Raw genomic sequence first — 15,938 nt, 5'->3', positions numbered from 1 at the left:
CCCGCGGCGGCGGTGACCTTGCCCGGGTCCACCGTGAACTCCGCGCCCACCTTCCCTCCGAGGCCGAGGGCGAGCCCGACTTCGCCGCCGATGCGGAACTTCCCGTCGTCACCCTTGCCGAAGGTCACATTGGCCTCCGCGCCGGCACCGGCCCAGCCCTCGGCCAGTGACCGCCCTCCCACGGAGGCCTCGGCCTTGCCGCTGAGGCCGCTTTCGGTGAATCCGACGTTCGCGGTGGCTCTGGCCCCCGCGTAGGCATCGGCGATACCGGACAGCTTCATCGACCCGTTGGTCAGCGATCCTTCCGCGGTCACGTGGCCGAGGTCCGCGAAGGCCCGGGCCGTACCCTCCTTGCCGTACTTGGGGCCGGTGACGACAGCTCCCGCACCGGGCCCGGTGGCCGAGGACTTGCCGTCCGCGACCCACCCGTCGGTCTTCGTGGCGGCGGCCTTCTTGGTGTTCGGCTCCAGCTCGGTCTCGATCGTTCCCGCCGCCGCCTTCCTCTCCGCCGGTGTCGAACCGAAGTCCTCGGACCCGCCCGGGGCCGAAGGGCCTGCCGGTCCACTGTTCAACCGCAGGCCCACCTGGCCGAGTTCCCCTGACATGTCATGCCTCCCCGTCACAGGTTTTGACCATATGCATGGCAACCGCACACCGGGGAAGCAGGTGCCCGGCGGGAGTGCGCAGGTACGGGCCGGGCAGCGCCGGCCGGGGTGGTGGGCCGGTCTCCCGGGTACCGCGATCAGACGGTCAACCTTCGGCCCCTGTTCGCGGTCCTTGACTGCGACCGACGGTTTCCGGCCGCCCCCAGGGCCGCCGGGGCCGTGGCCTCGTGACCCCGCACGTCCGCACGTCCCGCACGGCCCGCAGCAACGGCACGGCAACAGCAACAGCAAGGACAGGGAGCGCACACATGGCAGCACGACGAGGTACCGCGCGCACGGGTGTGGTGGGACTCGCGGTGGCGGCGGTCGCCGCGACCGCGTTCACGGCGCCGGCCCAGGCATCAGCATCAGCATCAGCATCAGCATCAGCATCAGCATCAGCATCGGCGGGCAGTACCGGACACCCCGCCGGCCGTACCGGGCACGAGGGGACCCAGCGGGCGATGGACGCCATCGTGCGGGGTGGAATCCCCGGCGTCTCGGGCCACGCGCGCACCGGGGACGAGGTCTGGAAGGCGGCGTCGGGCGTCGGTGACCTCGCGACCGGGGCCCCGCGCCGGGCCGACGACCGGTTCCGCGTCGCCAGCATCACCAAGACCTTCGTGGCGACCGTCATGCTCCAGCTGGAGTCCGAGCGGCGGCTCGGGCTCGACGACACGGTGGAGAAGTGGCTCCCGGGGGTGGTGCGGGGCCATGGCCACGACGGCCGGGCGATCACCGTACGGCAGTTGCTCAACCACACCAGCGGGGTCTTCGACTTCATCAACGACCCGGCGTACGAGCGGACTTACCTCCACGCGGGATTCCTCGAACACCGCTACGACACCCGGCCGCCGCAGGTGGCGATCGACGCCGCGATGGCACATCCGCCGACCTCCGCGCCCGGCACCGCGCACGCGTACTCGAACACCAACTACGTCCTGGCCGCACTGATCCTGGAGAAGGTCACGGGCCGGAGCTACGAGCACGAGGTCCGCGAGCGCGTCATCAAGCCGCTCGGGCTGCGCTCCACCGTCATGCCCGGGAACAGTTCGCTCATGCCGAAGCGGAGCACCAAGGCCTACTCGAAGCTGGCCGATCCCGCCGGCAGGACGCACGACGTCACCACCCAGAACGCCTCCCAGACCTGGGCCGAGGGCGACATGATCTCCAGCGCGGGCGACCTGACCCGGTTCTACAGCGCCCTGATGCGCGGGAAACTGCTCCCTCCCCAGCAGCTCAAGGCGATGAAGACGCTCGCCCCCGGCTCGAACTACGGCCTCGGCATAGAACAGCTCACGGCGAGCTGCGGCGCCAAGGTGTGGGGACACGGCGGCGGCTGGATCGGCTCGCTCTCCTACGCGGTGACCACCGAGGACGGCGGCCACGCCTTCGCCTTCAACCTCAACGGTGACTGGAGCTCCGCGGGCATGGCGGAGGTCATGGAGGCGGAGTTCTGCGGCACGGCAGCCGGTGAGAACCCGCCCCCCTCGCCCCCCTCGGCGAACACCCCCACGACTACCCTGCGGGACGCGGCCGGAACCGGCTGACGGGTGCGGTCGGGGGTGTGGCCGGGCCCCGACCCCACCCCCGGGGACCGCGTCAGGCCGTGCGGGCGCGGAGGCGGCGCAGCATGCGCGGGTCCTCGAAACCGACCGAGCGGGCGGCGGCGTCGATCGTCGCGCCGTGGCTGATGAGGTGCTGGGCGCGTTCGAGGCGGAGCGTCTGCTGGTAGCGCAGGGGGGTGAGCCCGGTGGCGCGGCTGAAGAGACGGGTGAGGGTACGTTCGCTCACCCCGACGGCCGAGGACAGGGCGGGCAGGGGAAGCGGCCGGTCGAAGCGGGTGTCGATGAGGTCCTGGGCGCGGTGCACGGTGTCGTCGAGGTGGGAGCGGTGCCGGAACATCGCGCTGGACTGCGGTTCGTGGCCGTTGCGGCGGGCGTAGACGACCATCTCCCGGGCGACCCGGGCGGCGACGGCCGGGCCGTGCCGGGACGCGACCAGGTGCAGGGCCAGATCGATGCCGCTGGCTATGCCGGCCGAGGTGATCACCCGGTCGTCGGCGGTGAACAGGACGTCGCGGACGACCACCGCCCCGGGGTGGCGCTCGGCCAGTTCGTCCTGCACCTCGTGGTGGGTGGTGCAGCGGCGGCCGTCGAGCAGGCCGGCCCGGCCCAGTGCCTCGGCCCCGGCGCAGACGCTGGCCACCGTCCCGCCCCTGGCGTGGTGGTCGCGCAGGACCTGGAGGGAGGCGGCGCCGATGGCGGGTCCGGCGGCCGTGGGGCCCGTCCGCCAGCCGGGCACCACGATCAGGTCCTCGGGCCCCAGCTCGGGCCAGTCGGACCCGGCCACCAGCGGCAGCCCCTGGGCCGTGGGGACCTGTGGCTGCTCGGCGACGTAGGAGAGCGTGTAGGGGTGCCCGAAGTCGGCGGCCGTGGAGAAGACCTGTGCGGGGCCGGCCAGGTCCAGCAGGTGGACTCCGGGCACCAGGAAGAAGACGATGTGGCTCACGATCCGGTCATCATGCCCGATGTCCCGCCCCGGCCTCCAGCCGGTCGACCGTCGCGATGGTCGCGAAGCGTCCGGCGAGGGCGTACTCGGTGCGCCTGATGACCTCTTCGGCGGGCAGGGTGCGCGGGTCGGCCAGCAGCTCGGCGACGCTCTGGCCGGCGGGAGCGTCCCGGTGGGGGATGGGATTGGTCGCGGTCGCGTCGATGACGAAGGTGACCTGGTAGCCGAGGTCACTGGCGACGCGGGCGGTCGTCTCCACGCACTGTTCGGTGCGGATGCCGCAGACGGTGAGTTCGCGGATACCGCGCGCGGTGAGGAGTTGCTCCAGGTTGGTGGTGGTGAAGGCGTTGTGCGAGGTCTTGTGGATCAGCGGCTCCCCGTCCGCCCGCTCCAGCTCCTCCATCAGCCGGACATGCCCCAGGGCCGGGTCGAAGACATCGCCGCTGCCGGGCTCGGAATGCAGTACCCACACCACCAGCTCCCCGGCCTGCCGGGAGAGCTGGACCAGGCGGTTCACCTGGTGGGCGATCTTCAGGTCGGAAGTGGTCTCCCACAGCGGACGGGCGCGGAAGGACTCCTGGACATCAATGACGATCAGTGCTCGGGTCATGTCCTCAATCCTGACCGTACGGGCGGGCCGACGACAGGCCGCATCGGGTCCGGCAGCGGACCGATCCGGTCACCACTGCTTCGGGACGGTGACCAGTGGTCGGGGCCGCCGGGCGGCCACGGCCGGGACGCGAGGAACTGCGCGAGGCCACGCCCCCCGTCCACCCCCGGCCGCTCCCCCGTCCGCGCCGGGCATGCCGTGCTCGGTACGGCGAAGGGGCCGGGCAGGCCCGAGCGGCCGGGCCGGTCCCGGCCCGGCCGGGGCGCGGTGTGTCGCAGGAGTCGGGTCAGAAGGGCTGGTTCAGAAGGGCTTGGTGGGGAGGTACTTGCCGTTGAGGGTGATGACGGCGCGCTCGCCGCCGTCGGGGTCGGCGACCTTCTTGACGTCCAGGGTGAAGTTGATGGCGCTGATGATGCCGTCGCCGAACTGTTCGTGGACCAGGGCCTTGAGGGTGGTGCCGTAGACCTGGAGCATCTCGTGGAAGCGGTAGATGGTCGGGTCGGTCGGGACGGTGCCCGGGATCGAGCCACGGGTCGGAATGGTCTGCAGGAGGAGCGCCGCGTCGTCGTCCAGGCCCAGGAGCGTGGAGACGGCCTCGGCCGCGGGCCGGGGCAGCGGGTGCTGGCCGAGGACGGCGGCGGTGACGAAGGCCACGGACAGGCCGGTCACGTCGGCGATCTGCTGCCAGGACAGGTCCTTGCGCGTCTTGGCGTCGACGGCGGCGATGGCGAGGTTCTGGCGGGCGGTGGGGTCGAACTGCGCGTGGATCATGGGAAGGGTTTCCTTTCGGGGTGCCGCCGTACGGACAGCGGCCGGGGGGAGGGAGCGTGCGTGGGGAGGTAGGGAGGTGGGGAGGGGTCAGTGGGTGAGGGCGGCGGCCGGGCGGTCCCCCACAGGGCCCGCCTCGGGGCGTGTCCGTGCTTCGGGGGTGATGTCGGTGACGGTTCCGGAGGCGATGTCGTAGACCCAGCCGTGGAGGGTGAGGGTGTCCCGGGCCAGGGCGCGGGCGACCGAGGGGTGGGTGGCGAGGCTGGTGAGCTGGGCGCGGACGTTCTCGCGGACCAGGGTGTCGACCCGGTCCGGGCCGGTCTCGGGGAGGCGGGCCAGTGAGGCGTCGGCGTGACGGAGCCAGCCGGCGACGGCCGTGGTGGTGCGCAGGTCGGTGCCCTCGGCCAGGGCCGTCATCGCGCCGCAGGCGGAGTGGCCGCAGACCACGACGGAGGTGACGCCCAGGACGGCGACGGCGTACTCGATGCTGGCCGTCACCCCGTCCGGGCCGGGTGTGTAGGCGGGGACGAGGTTGCCCGCGGTGCGGATCACGAACAGCTCGCCCGGCTCGCTCTGGGTGATCAGTTCCGGTACCACCCGGGCGTCGGAGCAGCCGATGAACAGCGTCGCGGGCCGGTGGGTCGCGGCCAGGTGGGCGAAGAGACCCGCCTTGCCGGGGAAGACGTCGTGCTGGAAACGCGCGACACCGTCGGAGAGATCGTGCATGGTCACTCCCTCTGCTGAGATCCGCCCCGTGGGGCCTGACGTGTTCCACCATGCATGACCTGTACCTATAGTGTCCAAGGCGCAGAATCGATATCTGCCATTGATCTCATCTATAACTCCGGACGCAACCTCGGGCACCAGCGACCAGCGACCAGCGACCGGTGACCGGTGACCCACCACCAGCCACCAGTCCCCAACCACCCACCACCAGTGGAAGCCGTGCGACGGGCTCAGTCGGTCAGGGGGAGCCGGTCGCCGGTGGCGCCCGCTTCCAGGGCCGGGTAGTGGGGATGGCTGAAGTAGTGGTGGACGTAGATCTGGTCCGCCCACGGCGGGTCGAACGGGATGAAGGGGCGCAGGCCCAGCACCCGGCTGATGGCACGGTCGTCGTGTTCGGCGTTGAACTCGGCCATCGCCGCCGCCTCGCCGATCTCCGCGATCGTGCCGGGCAGGTCGTCGAGGTAACACGTCACCCTGGGCAGCAGCCGGCCGGGGTCGCCGCCCCGGAAGAGGTTCAGGGCGGACACCGTGGACGAGTAGTAGTCCAGGTCGAAGGAGACGAACCCGACGGGGTGCGTACGCAGGGTGTGCGCGTTCGTCTCCAGGTACCGGGGAACGGTCTCGGTGACGTCGCCGATCACCACGTCCGCCGCGCCACCGAGCCGGGAGACCAGGCGGGCCTTGTCCATCGGGTAGAAACCCGCGCCGAACAGGTACGGAAGGTCCCGTACGCTCCTGCCGGGCGGCAGCCCGTCTCCCGCGTCGAAGCCCACGATCCTCACCTCGACGCCGGTGGCTTTCGCGTAGTAGCCGGCGTGCTCCGCCAGTGCGAGCAGTCCGCTGCCACCGGCGACGCCGAACTCCACGAGGGTGACCCCCGGCAGGCCGAGGCGGGCGGCTGACTCCGTGGCACGGCGGACGCCGTAGGCGTAGTGGGGCCGTTCGACCAGCCCGAACCGGTAGGCGGCGTCCCTGCTGACGCCGGGCAGGCGGCGCAGCAGGCGCGCGACGGCCATGTGCCGTGTGCCGGACTTCGACCAGTCCCACAGCACATCCGCCCAGCCGCCACGGGGAGAGGTCCCGTACGGATGCCCCTTCTGCGCGGAACTCGGAGCCGGTCCTCGGGCTGAACGAGGCGCCTGGCCTGAACTCTCGTACACATGTCCCCCCGGACAGTTCGCTGATCCGACAGCAGCAAGACATACCCCTGTCGAAACCCCGGCGAACTCCCCCGCCCCGGAACACTCCTGCGCCCACGGACGCCACGGACACCACCGACGGCACGGACGCGCACCCGCGCCGGTGTCCGCACCACCTCTCCGGCGGCGTCACCGGCGGCGGCGACGATCGCGGCCAGGGCCGTCCCGTCGCGGGTGAGGCGGCTGCTGGGGAGCGCGTCCGGGAGCGGGCGGTCGGGGCTCCGGCGGGCTCTCGTCACCGCGCAAGGGTGAACACGTGTCCATCATGACAGCTCAGAGGGCGTTTTCGTAGGACGAACAGCACAGCGGTATGCCCTTGTTCGCCACCCTGTGGGGCTTTCAGAATCACCCTCATGACGCACACAGCGCACATCAATCACCACGCCGTCCTGCGAGCCCGGGTGGCCCTCCTCGGATCGGGCACGCTGCCCGTCCGGGAGCGGGTCGCCGCCTACCGTGTCCTCGTCGACGTGAGCCCGCTGGCCTACCTGCCGTTGCTGACGGTGGCTCTGGAGAGTTACGGCCGGGTGGAGTTCGCCCATCGCCCCGAGATCGCGCTGGCCCTGCTGGCCGAGGGTGTGGCCGCCGCGCGCCGGATGCTCGCACTGGAGCCCGGACGGACGGAACTGCTGCGCGACGCGCTGACCGCCCACCGGGCCCAGCTGGCCCTGATGGGACGCGAGAGCGGACACGGGGGCGACCGCGAGGGCGAACGTGCGGACGAACCTGAGGGCGAACTCCGCTCCCTGGGCAAGGAGTTCACCCCCCTCCGGTGACGGAGGAGGCCCCGGCCCCTCGGCCTCCATCGCCGCCACCGACGCGTCCACCATGGACTGCACCCAGGGGCCCAGCCGGTCCAGCTGGCGGGGGCCGAAGGCGTGGGTGACCACGCGGCGGATACGGCCCAGCACCGGCGGGTCCATCAGGTTGATCGCCTCGCTCTGGGCGATCGGGGCCGGGGTGATGCGGGGCAAGTCCCTGCCGACCAGCGCGGCCCGGCTGAACCGGCGGTCGGCGGTGACCAGCTGTACGTCGGCGTAGCGGGTCACCAGCCGGCACGGGCCGGTGCCGTAGGGCATCTCGACCCGCGCGACGGGTTCGTCCCGTCGCAGGGAGCCCAGATACGGATCGGGCTCCAGTGCCACGTCGTGGCGGAACAAGCAGGTCTGACTCACAGGCTGATCAAACGACCGGTGATCTGCCCGGTCACGGGGTCGGCCACAGCCCCGGTCACGGGTCGGTCGTCGTCCCGGGCGTCCTGGTCACCGGGTCGGTCACCGGGTCGGTCACCGGGTGTCCGGCGGTCCGGTCCTGTGCCGGGTGGTCGCCACCAGCAGCTCTTCCCCGCTCGATGTGCCGAGGCCGTCCGTCCTGCCCGCGAAGTAGCGTCGGTCGAGCATGGCCGCCGACACGTGCCGGACGTCCTCGAATCCGGCGTCACGGGCCAGTGCCAGCATCTGTGGCGGGGTGAAGAAACTGATGAACGGCGTCCCGGCCGCGCGGGCGCCCCGCTCCGCGGCCCGGAGCCCGGCGCGGTTCTCCTCTCCGAGGAGCTCCGGCGGCAGCTGGAACGTCATGGCCAGGGTGGAGCCCGGGGCGAGTGCGGCGAGCCGGCGCAGTGTGGCCGCGTTCGCGTCCTTGGTGAGGTACATGGCGACACCGGCGGAGGCCACCACCGCGGGCCGGTCCGCGTCGAACCCGGCAGCCGCCAGTCGGTCCCACCACGACCCGCCCGCCTCGAAATCGACCGGCACCAGGTGCAGCCAGTCCGGGACGCCGAAGCCGAGCCCGGTCAGGCGGCGGCGCTTCCATGCCTGGGGGCCGGGCCGGTCGACCTCGAACACCCGCAGGCGGGAGGCGATCTCCGGTCTGCGCTGGGCGAAGGTGTCCAGGCCGGCTCCCAGGACGACGTACTGGCCGACGCCACGGCCGGCCTGTTCGACGACCAGGTCCTCGATGAAGCGGGCCCGCGCCACGACCGCCGCCCGGAACCACCTGGTCGCGCGCGGGTCCATGTCCCCGCGCAGGCGCCAGCCTTCACCCGGGTCGGCCAGCCGCAGGCCGACCTCGTCCTCGAACACGTGGGGCGGCGGATCGGCCTGGACGTGCAGGGCCCGCCACAGGGCCACCCGTACCGCCGTGCTGTCCGGCTCCGCGCACTCTTCCTCAGCCATGCCCTCACCACCTGTTCCCGGCCACCTGTTCCCGGCCACCCGCCTCGATCCGCCTGCCCGCGCCCACCGCCGCCGCGCCACCGGTAACGGTCCCGCTGGACGAACGAGACGAACGAGACGGACAAGACAGACGGGATGGACGCGACAGACGGGATGGACGCGACGGATCGTACAAGGACCGACGCTCCCGGCCCGGCAGGCCGGCGCCCGGCGGTGGCGGGTCCCGCTGGATCGGTGACCGGAAAATCCGCGCGCCATCAGAACCGCCGGCTCCTACGATCGGCGGATGACGAACCCCCTCTATCCCGCCAAGCCCCGCCCCGGAGACCTGATCGCGGTGCTGTCCCCCTCGTCCGGTCTGCCCGGTCTCTTCCCGCTGCCCTACGAGTGGGGGATACGGCGGCTCCAGAACGACCTCGGGCTGAAGACGGTGGAGTATCCGACGACCCGGAAGATGGGTGCGACACCCGAGGAACGGGCCGCGGACATCCACACGGCCTTCACGGACCCGGACGTCAAGGCGGTGATCGCCAGCATCGGCGGCGACGACCAGATCACCGTTCTCCCCCACCTCGACCGGGCTCTTCTGCGTGCCAACCCCAAGCCGTTCTTCGGCTACAGCGACAACACCAACCTGCTGCTGTTCCTCCGAGAGCTGGGCATCGTCAGTTACCACGGCGGCTCGGTCATGGTCGAGCTCGGACGGCCCGGTGCGATGCATCCGCTGACCGCGGACTCCCTGCGGGCGGCGATGTTCACCTCGGGCGAGTACGAACTCACTGCTCCCAGTGCCTACGGCGATGTCGACCGCCCCTGGGAGGACCCGCACACCTTCGCGTCCGAACCGGAGATGGAACCCGCCGACGGCTGGTCCTGGCACAACGCCGACCGGGTGGTCGAAGGGATCAGCTGGGGCGGCAACCTGGAGATCATCTCCTGGCTGCTGATGGCCGACCGGGCGGTGCGACCGGTCGACGCCTACACCGGCAACGTGCTCTTCCTGGAAACCTCCGAGGACATGCCGCGCGCCGAAGAGGTCTACCGGATCTTCCGGAACATGGGCGAACGCGGACTGCTGCGGCAGTTCCCCGCGCTGCTGATGGGCCGGGCGAAGAGCTGGTCGTTCCAGAACCGGTTCGACGCCCGGGAGAAGGCGCGCTTCCGGCGGGAACAGCGGGAGGCCGTCCTCCGGGCTCTTGGGCAGTACGCCCCCGAGACCCTGGTGGTGTTCGACGTCGACCTCGGTCACACCGACCCACAACTCGTGGTCCCCGTCGGAGGACGCATCCGGGTGGACGGCCCGGCACGCCGGATCGTCGTCACCTACTGAACCCTCGCCCCTCGCCCCTCCATGGCCCGGCACCCCGCTGAACTGCGCGGGGTCCCGCCGTCCGGTCTGGCCACCGGAAACACCGTGACCAGTTGCCGGTTGTCGGTTGCCGGTTGCCGTCGTTGGACATCCACGGGGAGGCCAGGTGGGGTCAGGGGGTGGTGGGGGGTGACGGTGTGGTGAAGCGGATGAAGCCTGCGGTGCGGGGGGAGAAGGTGAGTGCGGCCTCGCCGATCGCGTCCCGGATGCCCGCCGTCACGTCGGCGTCCGGCTCGCCGAACACCTCGAAGCGCTCCACCCGGCAGTGTTCCACCACCTCCTGGATGTACGGGTCCGCGAGCTGCCAGTGGGTACGGACCGCGTCCGAGTCCCGGAAGAGCTGGAAGCTGTGCGCCGTCATCCGCGGCTCGTCGATGAAGACCTCGACCATGAGTTGGGGCCCGTGCTCCCCGGCGAACCGCACCGCCCTGGCGATGGCGTCGCGGAAGCCCTCCAGGTGGTTGTCGGTGATCCGCATGGTGTTGTGGAAGAGCAGGACGGCGTTGTCATTGCCGTTGCCGTTGCCGTCGGTGTCGATGTCGGTGTCGATGTCGGTGGCCATGGAGCGATACTCCGACCTCGACCGGGCTTGAGGTCAAGCCCCGTGCGTGCCCCCACTACAGTGGGCCGGGTGATCGATGTCGGCTCACCCTCCGCGGACGCGTTCGAAGCCCAGCGGCGCTACCTGGGCTCGGTCGCGTACCGGCTGCTCGGTTCGGTCACCGACGCCGAGGACGTGATGCAGGACGCCTGGCTGCGCTGGCAGGCCGTCGACCGGTCGCGGGTGGCGGAGGTCCGTCCGTACCTCACCACCGTGGTCACCCGGCTCTGTTACGACCTGCTCGGCTCCGCACGGGCCCGCCGGGAGTCGTACTACGGTGAGTGGCTGCCCGAGCCGCTGGTCTCCGAGGAGGACTCCCCCGCCGGGCGGGCCGAGACCGGGGAGTCGGTGTCGCTGGCCGTGCTGACGGTGATGGAGCAGCTCACCCCGGCCGAGCGGACCGCCTTCGTCCTGCACGACCTGTTCGCGGTCGGCTTCGACGAGATCGCCGCGGCGCTCGGCCGGACCCCCGACGCCGCCCGCCAGCTGGCCTCCCGCGCCCGTCGCCGGGTCCGGGACGGCGGCCGTCGCGGCGCGGTCGACCCGGCCGAGCACCGCCGGGCCGTCAGCGCCTTCGCGACCGCCGCGACGCAGGGGGATCTCACGGGCCTGCTCGCGGTGCTCGATCCCGATGTGGTCTGGCACTCGGACGGCGGCGGCATCGTCACCGCCGCGGTGCGGCCGGTCCACGGTGCCGGGAAGGTGGCCCGGCTGGTGGCCGGTCTGGCCGCCAGGTGGCTGACCACGCAGGCCCGTACCTCGGTGCGCTTCGCCCAGGTCAACGGCGAGCCGGGCATGGTCTGGTACGAGTCCCCGGACCGGGTCGGCGGTGTCCTCGCCTTCACCGTCCTGGACGGCCGGATCACCGAGGCGCACATCGTGGTCAACCCGGAGAAGCTCTCCCACCTGGTGTGACGCGGCTCACTGTCACAGTCCGGCCGTCCGCTCCGTCTCCTTCCCGAAACCGCGAGAACCCGCGAGAACCCGCGAGACATCGCGTCGGAGCAGGGCGACACGGAGACGAGGGCATGGGCATGGGTACGGACATGGGTACGGATACAGGTACAGCTACGGGTACGGGTATGGGCACGGGGCCGGAGAGGGACGAGCAGCACGTCGTGGTCATCGGCGCGGGCTACGCGGGCCTGACCGCGGCCACCCGCGCGAGCCGCCACCACCGGGTGACCCTGATCGCTCCGGAGTCCCGGTTCCTGCAGAGGATCCGCCAGCACGAGACCGCCGCCGGGCACCCCGAGCACCGGCCCTCCCTCGCGCACCTGTTGCGAGGCCGTCGCGCGACGCACCTCCAGGCCCGGGTGACCGGGCTGGACCCGGTGGCCCGCAAGCTCGTCGTGGACCGCGGTCCGGCCGTCGCCTACGACACCCTGGTGTACGCCCTGGGCAGCCGTACCGCCTGGCACGGGGTGCCGGGCGCCGCCGAGCACGCCTACCCGGCGGAGCGGGCCGCCGAGCTGCGCCGGCGGCTGACGGACGCGGCCCGGCCGGGCACGCTGGCCGTGGTCGGCGGGGGCGCGACCGGTATCGAGACGGCGGCCGAGCTCGCCGAGGCGTACCCGCGGTGGCAGGTCCGGCTGGTCGCGGCCGACGAGGTCGGTGGCTGGCTCTCCGTGCGGGGACGGGCCCACGTGCTGCGGGTACTGGAACGGCTCGGTGTCCGGGTGCACGAGCACACCCGGGTCACCGCCGTCGACGCGGACGGACTGCACACCGCGCAGGGGCCGATCGAGGCCGGGGTGGTCGCCTGGGCCGCCTCGGTGGAGCCGAACGAGCTGGCCGCCGAAGCCGGGCTGACCGTGGCCCCGGACGGCCGGGCGGTGGTGGACCCGTACCTGCGCTCGGTCTCGCACCCGCAGGTGTACGTGATCGGCGACGCCGCCGCCGTCACCGTGCCGGGCACCGGGACGCTGCGGCCGGGCTGCGCGACCGCCATACCGATGGGCGGCTACGTGGGCAGGCGGCTCGGCGGCAAGGAGTCGGGGCCGTTCGCCTTCACCTACACGGCGCAGTGCCTGAGCCTCGGGCGCCGGGACGGCCTGTTGCAGCTCGTCCACGGCGACGACTCGATGCGGCCGACGGTGTTCACCGGGGCGGTGGGGCGGCTGGCCAAGGCGGCCATCGTCCTCGGCGTGGCGGCCGGCCTGCGCTGACCGGCCGGCCGCCGCACCGCGCTCTCCTCCTGGCCGTCGGCCGCACCTGACGGCAACGGGCGCTCGGTCCCTTCGCACCCCTCGGGATCGGGGCGGTGGCTGTGTCACCATCTCCTCCGAGAGGTTCACAAAGCGTTCCGAGAGCGTCCGAGAGCGTCCGAGAACTTTTCGGGAGCGCGAACAGGCGGGCCGCAGCGCCCAGTTGAGCGGACCGAACGAACAGGACGAGCAGGACGAGCAGGGGGAGCATCCATGCTGGCGGAAGAACTCGTCGTCCTGGCCGCGGCGGCCGGGACCGGGCTGGTCCAGGCCATGGTGACGGACGCGTGGCAGCAGTGCCGGGACCGGGTGGCGCGGCTGCTCGGCCGGGGGGACCCGCTGGAGGAGGCACGTCAGGAAGGACGGCTGGAGCGGGCCCGCGAGGAGCTGACCGGGGCGGTCGCGGGCGGCGGCGACGAGGGCGAGCGGGCCGTGGCCCGGCAGGCGGCGGCGTGGGGGACCCGTTTCGAGGACCTGTTGGAGGACGCCCCGGACCACGAGCAGCCCCTGCGCGAACTGCTCGGCTTCCTCCGCGAGCAGGGCGCCGCGGCGAACACCGTCATCGGCACGGTCACCGTGCACGCGACCGCGTCGGAACAGGCCCAGCAGGCCGTGCAGGGGCAGGGGACGCAGTACAACACCTTCGGTCCGGGGCCCGCACGGTGACGGAACCGGCCCCCGGACCCCCCGGCACCGGACCGACCGGACCGACCGGCACCCAACCCACCGGACCGACCCAACCCACCAGCCCCACCGAACCCACCGGCGCCGGTCCCCTGCACACCGAGGCGCACGGCCACGCGCAGCAGGCCGTGATCGGCCAGGGCGTCCAGCACAACTACTTCTACGGAGCCTCCGGCGCGGCCCGGCCGGGTGTGGTCCTCAGCACGCTGGTGCCGCCCCCGTCCATCCTGGTCGGCCACGCCGGGCGCCTCGCCTCGCTGACGGCGCGCTGCCGCTCCCTGCTCACCGCGGGCGGCTCCACCGCGCTCGCCCTGTTCCGCGGACCGGGCGGCTGCGGCAAGTCGGCGCTGGCCCGCGCGCTGGCCGCGGGGCTGGCCGGGGAGTTCACCGACGCCCGGCTCGAAGTGGACCTGGCCGGCTTCACCCCCGGGACCGCCCCGCGCGATCCGGGCGAGGTCCTCGCCGAACTCCTGCGGCTCGCCGGGTTCACCGGGTCCGACATCCCCACCGGCACGGCCGCCAAGGGGCAGCTCTGGCGGGCCTGGACGGCCGGCAAGAGGGTGCTGCTCCTCCTGGACAACGCGCGCGAGCGGGCCCAGGTCGAGCCGCTGCTGCCCGCCCCGTCGACCGACGGGCGCTGTCTGGTCCTGGTGACCAGCCGCAACCGGCTCGACGGCCTGGACGCCGCCGTCCACGTCGGCGTCGGCCCGCTCCCGCCCGAGGCCGCGGTGGAACTCCTCCTGCGCGTCGCCGGACACGGCCCCGGCGAGCCGGCCGGACGGGAACGGGAGCTGGCGGACCTGGCCCGGCTGTGCGGGTACCTGCCCCTCGCGCTGCGGCCGGTCGGCGCCCTCCTCGCCGACCTGGACCCGCGGGTCCTGCTGCGCGTGATGCGGTCCGCGACCCGGCCCCTGGAGCAGCTCGACGACGCCGACCGCGAGGCGGCGGCAGCGTTCGCCGTCTCCTACGAGGCGCTCAGCGCCGACCTCCAGCGGGTGCTGCGCACGTGCGTCTGGCATCCCGGCCCGGACTTCGACGCCGACTCCATAGGGGCGCTCGGCGGGATGGCGCCGGAACTCGCCACCGTGCAGTTGGTCCGGCTGCTCCAGCGCAGCATGCTGACCCGGCTGCCCCAGCACCGGTACGTCTTCCACGACCTGTTCCTCGCCTACGCGCGCATGCAGCTCGCCGCGCAGGACCCGCGCGAGACCGTGGCGGCGGGACGCTCCAGCCTCTACCGGCACCTCGACCGGGTCATCGGCACCGCGCACGCCCTGGTGTACGGGGCGGGCGAGCCCACCATCGGCACCGGCCCCTTCGACAACCCCGACCACGCCCGCCTGTGGATGGGGGCCGCCGCCGGGGAACTGGCCGGGGCGGCCCGTGCCGCGCTCACCGAGAGCTGGGAGCTGGGCGGCGGCCTCGCCGCGCGCACGGCCAAGCTGCTGTACGTGGAAGGGCACGACGAACGGGCCGGGGCCCTGTACGAGGAGGTCCTCGCGGCGGCCGGGCGGGCCGGCGACGAACGCGCCCGCGCGCTGGCCCTCACCGCGCTGGGTGACATCGAGCGGAGCGCCCGCCGGTTCGAGGCGGCCGTCCCCCTCTTCGAGGAGGCCGTCCGCGTCCTGGCCGGCCTCGGGGAGCCGGCCGCGGAGGCCGACGCGTGGCGCGGTCTCGGGGAGACGGCGCGGGCGCGCGGCGACCTGGACGAGGCGGTCGCCCACTTCGGGGCCGCCCTGGCGCGCGCCGGTGACGCGGACGACCCGGCCGGGCAGGGCTACGCGCTGACCGGCCTGGCCCACGTGGCCCGGGTGCGCGGCGACCTGACCTCGGCCGGGCGGGATTTCGGCCGCGCGGTGGAAGTCCAGCGGCGCGCCGACGACGGCATCGGCCTGGCCTACGCGCTGCGGGGCCTCGGCCACGTGGAGCGGGCCGCGGGGGACCTCGACGCGGCGGACCGTCACTTCCGTGAGGCCATGGGGTTGCACCAGCGCGCCGGCAACCGCTTCGGGCAGGCGTACGCGCTGACCGCGCTGGGCGGGATCGCCCGGGAGTCGGGCAGGCCCGAGGAGGCCGCCGTCCACCTCGGCGACGCGCTGGTGCTGCACCGCGCGGTCAACAACCCGGCGGGTGAGGCCCAGGCGTACGGCGAACTCGCGAAGCTCGCCCGTGCCGGGGGCGACGAGGCCGCCGCCCTGGCCCATGAAGCGGCGGCGGCCACACTGGTCCCGGTGGTCCCGCCCCCGGGTCGTTAGCGGGTGTCCGGTTCCACCGCCGTGCCGAAGGTTCCGCCGCGCCGAGGGCCGTGACCCGGGAAGGGCCGTGACGCGGGAAGGGCCGTGAGGCGTACGGGAGCGGGGAGGCGCTGCGTGGTCACCGTTCCCGTAGCTCCCGTACGCCCCGTAGTTCTCGTACGCCCTGTAGCTCCCGTACGCCCCGCGTGGG

At 72.9% G+C, this 15,938-nt stretch carries 15 protein-coding genes; 8 read left to right on the top strand and 7 right to left on the bottom strand.

Annotated features, from left to right (window positions below):
- The first annotated feature begins 1,108 nt into the window (after nucleotides 1–1,108).
- A complete protein-coding gene (locus tag ACIA5F_RS09470; protein WP_399350941.1) occupies nucleotides 1,109–2,194 on the top strand; it encodes a serine hydrolase domain-containing protein in 1,086 nt (361 codons plus the stop codon).
- Nucleotides 2,195–2,246: 52 nt separating this feature from the next.
- Here ACIA5F_RS09470 and ACIA5F_RS09465 read toward each other — a convergent pair whose 3' ends face one another.
- The 5 genes from ACIA5F_RS09465 to ACIA5F_RS09445 all read right to left on the bottom strand — a co-directional run bounded on the left by ACIA5F_RS09465 (nucleotide 2,247) and on the right by ACIA5F_RS09445 (nucleotide 6,275).
- Nucleotides 2,247–3,155, bottom strand: coding sequence for a GlxA family transcriptional regulator (locus ACIA5F_RS09465; RefSeq protein WP_399350939.1), 909 nt, complete (start codon nucleotides 3,153–3,155; stop codon nucleotides 2,247–2,249).
- Nucleotides 3,156–3,165: 10 nt separating this feature from the next.
- Nucleotides 3,166–3,765 carry an isochorismatase family protein gene (locus ACIA5F_RS09460; RefSeq protein ID WP_399350937.1) on the bottom strand — a complete coding sequence of 200 codons (600 nt, stop codon included), beginning with the start codon at nucleotides 3,763–3,765 and terminating at the stop codon, nucleotides 3,166–3,168.
- A gap of 300 nt (nucleotides 3,766–4,065) precedes the next feature.
- Nucleotides 4,066–4,536 (bottom strand): cyanase, encoded by a 471-nt coding sequence (cynS, locus tag ACIA5F_RS09455; protein ID WP_399350935.1) that lies wholly within the window; start codon nucleotides 4,534–4,536, stop codon nucleotides 4,066–4,068.
- 87 nt (nucleotides 4,537–4,623) lie between these two features.
- Nucleotides 4,624–5,259 carry a carbonic anhydrase gene (locus ACIA5F_RS09450; protein WP_399350933.1) on the bottom strand — a complete coding sequence of 212 codons (636 nt, stop codon included), beginning with the start codon at nucleotides 5,257–5,259 and terminating at the stop codon, nucleotides 4,624–4,626.
- Nucleotides 5,260–5,489: 230 nt separating this feature from the next.
- A complete protein-coding gene (locus tag ACIA5F_RS09445) occupies nucleotides 5,490–6,275 on the bottom strand; it encodes a hypothetical protein (protein ID WP_399350931.1) in 786 nt (261 codons plus the stop codon).
- Between the two features lie 536 nt (nucleotides 6,276–6,811).
- On the opposite strand from ACIA5F_RS09445, the gene ACIA5F_RS09440 reads away from it, so the two are divergent.
- On the top strand, nucleotides 6,812–7,234 hold the full coding sequence (locus ACIA5F_RS09440) for a hypothetical protein (protein ID WP_399350928.1): 423 nt from the start codon (nucleotides 6,812–6,814) through the stop codon (nucleotides 7,232–7,234).
- A gap of 52 nt (nucleotides 7,235–7,286) precedes the next feature.
- Complete coding sequence (locus tag ACIA5F_RS09435; protein ID WP_399350926.1) at nucleotides 7,287–7,499, top strand: hypothetical protein; 213 nt, start codon at nucleotides 7,287–7,289, stop codon at nucleotides 7,497–7,499.
- 245 nt (nucleotides 7,500–7,744) lie between these two features.
- On the opposite strand, the gene ACIA5F_RS09430 is transcribed toward ACIA5F_RS09435, so the two are convergent.
- Nucleotides 7,745–8,632 carry a class I SAM-dependent methyltransferase gene (locus ACIA5F_RS09430; protein WP_399350924.1) on the bottom strand — a complete coding sequence of 296 codons (888 nt, stop codon included), beginning with the start codon at nucleotides 8,630–8,632 and terminating at the stop codon, nucleotides 7,745–7,747.
- 286 nt (nucleotides 8,633–8,918) lie between these two features.
- On the opposite strand from ACIA5F_RS09430, the gene ACIA5F_RS09425 reads away from it, so the two are divergent.
- Complete coding sequence (locus tag ACIA5F_RS09425) at nucleotides 8,919–9,962, top strand: S66 peptidase family protein (protein WP_399350923.1); 1,044 nt, start codon at nucleotides 8,919–8,921, stop codon at nucleotides 9,960–9,962.
- 151 nt (nucleotides 9,963–10,113) lie between these two features.
- Here the strand turns inward: ACIA5F_RS09425 and ACIA5F_RS09420 are convergent, their stop codons facing one another.
- Nucleotides 10,114–10,563: a hypothetical protein gene (locus ACIA5F_RS09420; RefSeq protein WP_399350921.1), complete on the bottom strand. Its 450-nt coding sequence runs from the start codon at nucleotides 10,561–10,563 to the stop codon at nucleotides 10,114–10,116.
- A gap of 69 nt (nucleotides 10,564–10,632) precedes the next feature.
- Between ACIA5F_RS09420 and sigJ the strand changes: the two genes are divergently transcribed.
- From sigJ to ACIA5F_RS09400, 4 genes are all read left to right on the top strand, one after another.
- Entirely contained in the window at nucleotides 10,633–11,517 is an 885-nt protein-coding gene (gene sigJ, locus ACIA5F_RS09415; protein ID WP_399350918.1) for an RNA polymerase sigma factor SigJ, read from the top strand.
- 167 nt (nucleotides 11,518–11,684) lie between these two features.
- A complete protein-coding gene (locus ACIA5F_RS09410) occupies nucleotides 11,685–12,770 on the top strand; it encodes an NAD(P)/FAD-dependent oxidoreductase (RefSeq protein ID WP_399350916.1) in 1,086 nt (361 codons plus the stop codon).
- Nucleotides 12,771–13,022: 252 nt separating this feature from the next.
- Nucleotides 13,023–13,475 (top strand): hypothetical protein, encoded by a 453-nt coding sequence (locus ACIA5F_RS09405; RefSeq protein ID WP_399350914.1) that lies wholly within the window; start codon nucleotides 13,023–13,025, stop codon nucleotides 13,473–13,475.
- Nucleotides 13,472–15,748: a tetratricopeptide repeat protein gene (locus ACIA5F_RS09400; protein ID WP_399350912.1), complete on the top strand. Its 2,277-nt coding sequence runs from the start codon at nucleotides 13,472–13,474 to the stop codon at nucleotides 15,746–15,748. Before ACIA5F_RS09405 ends, ACIA5F_RS09400 begins: the two co-directional genes overlap by 4 nt.
- The last annotated feature ends 190 nt before the right edge of the window (nucleotides 15,749–15,938 follow it).

The organism is Streptomyces sp. NPDC051567, from assembly GCF_044454165.1.
Lineage (GTDB): Bacteria > Actinomycetota > Actinomycetes > Streptomycetales > Streptomycetaceae > Streptomyces.
This window is presented reverse-complemented; position numbering and strand designations above follow the sequence as displayed.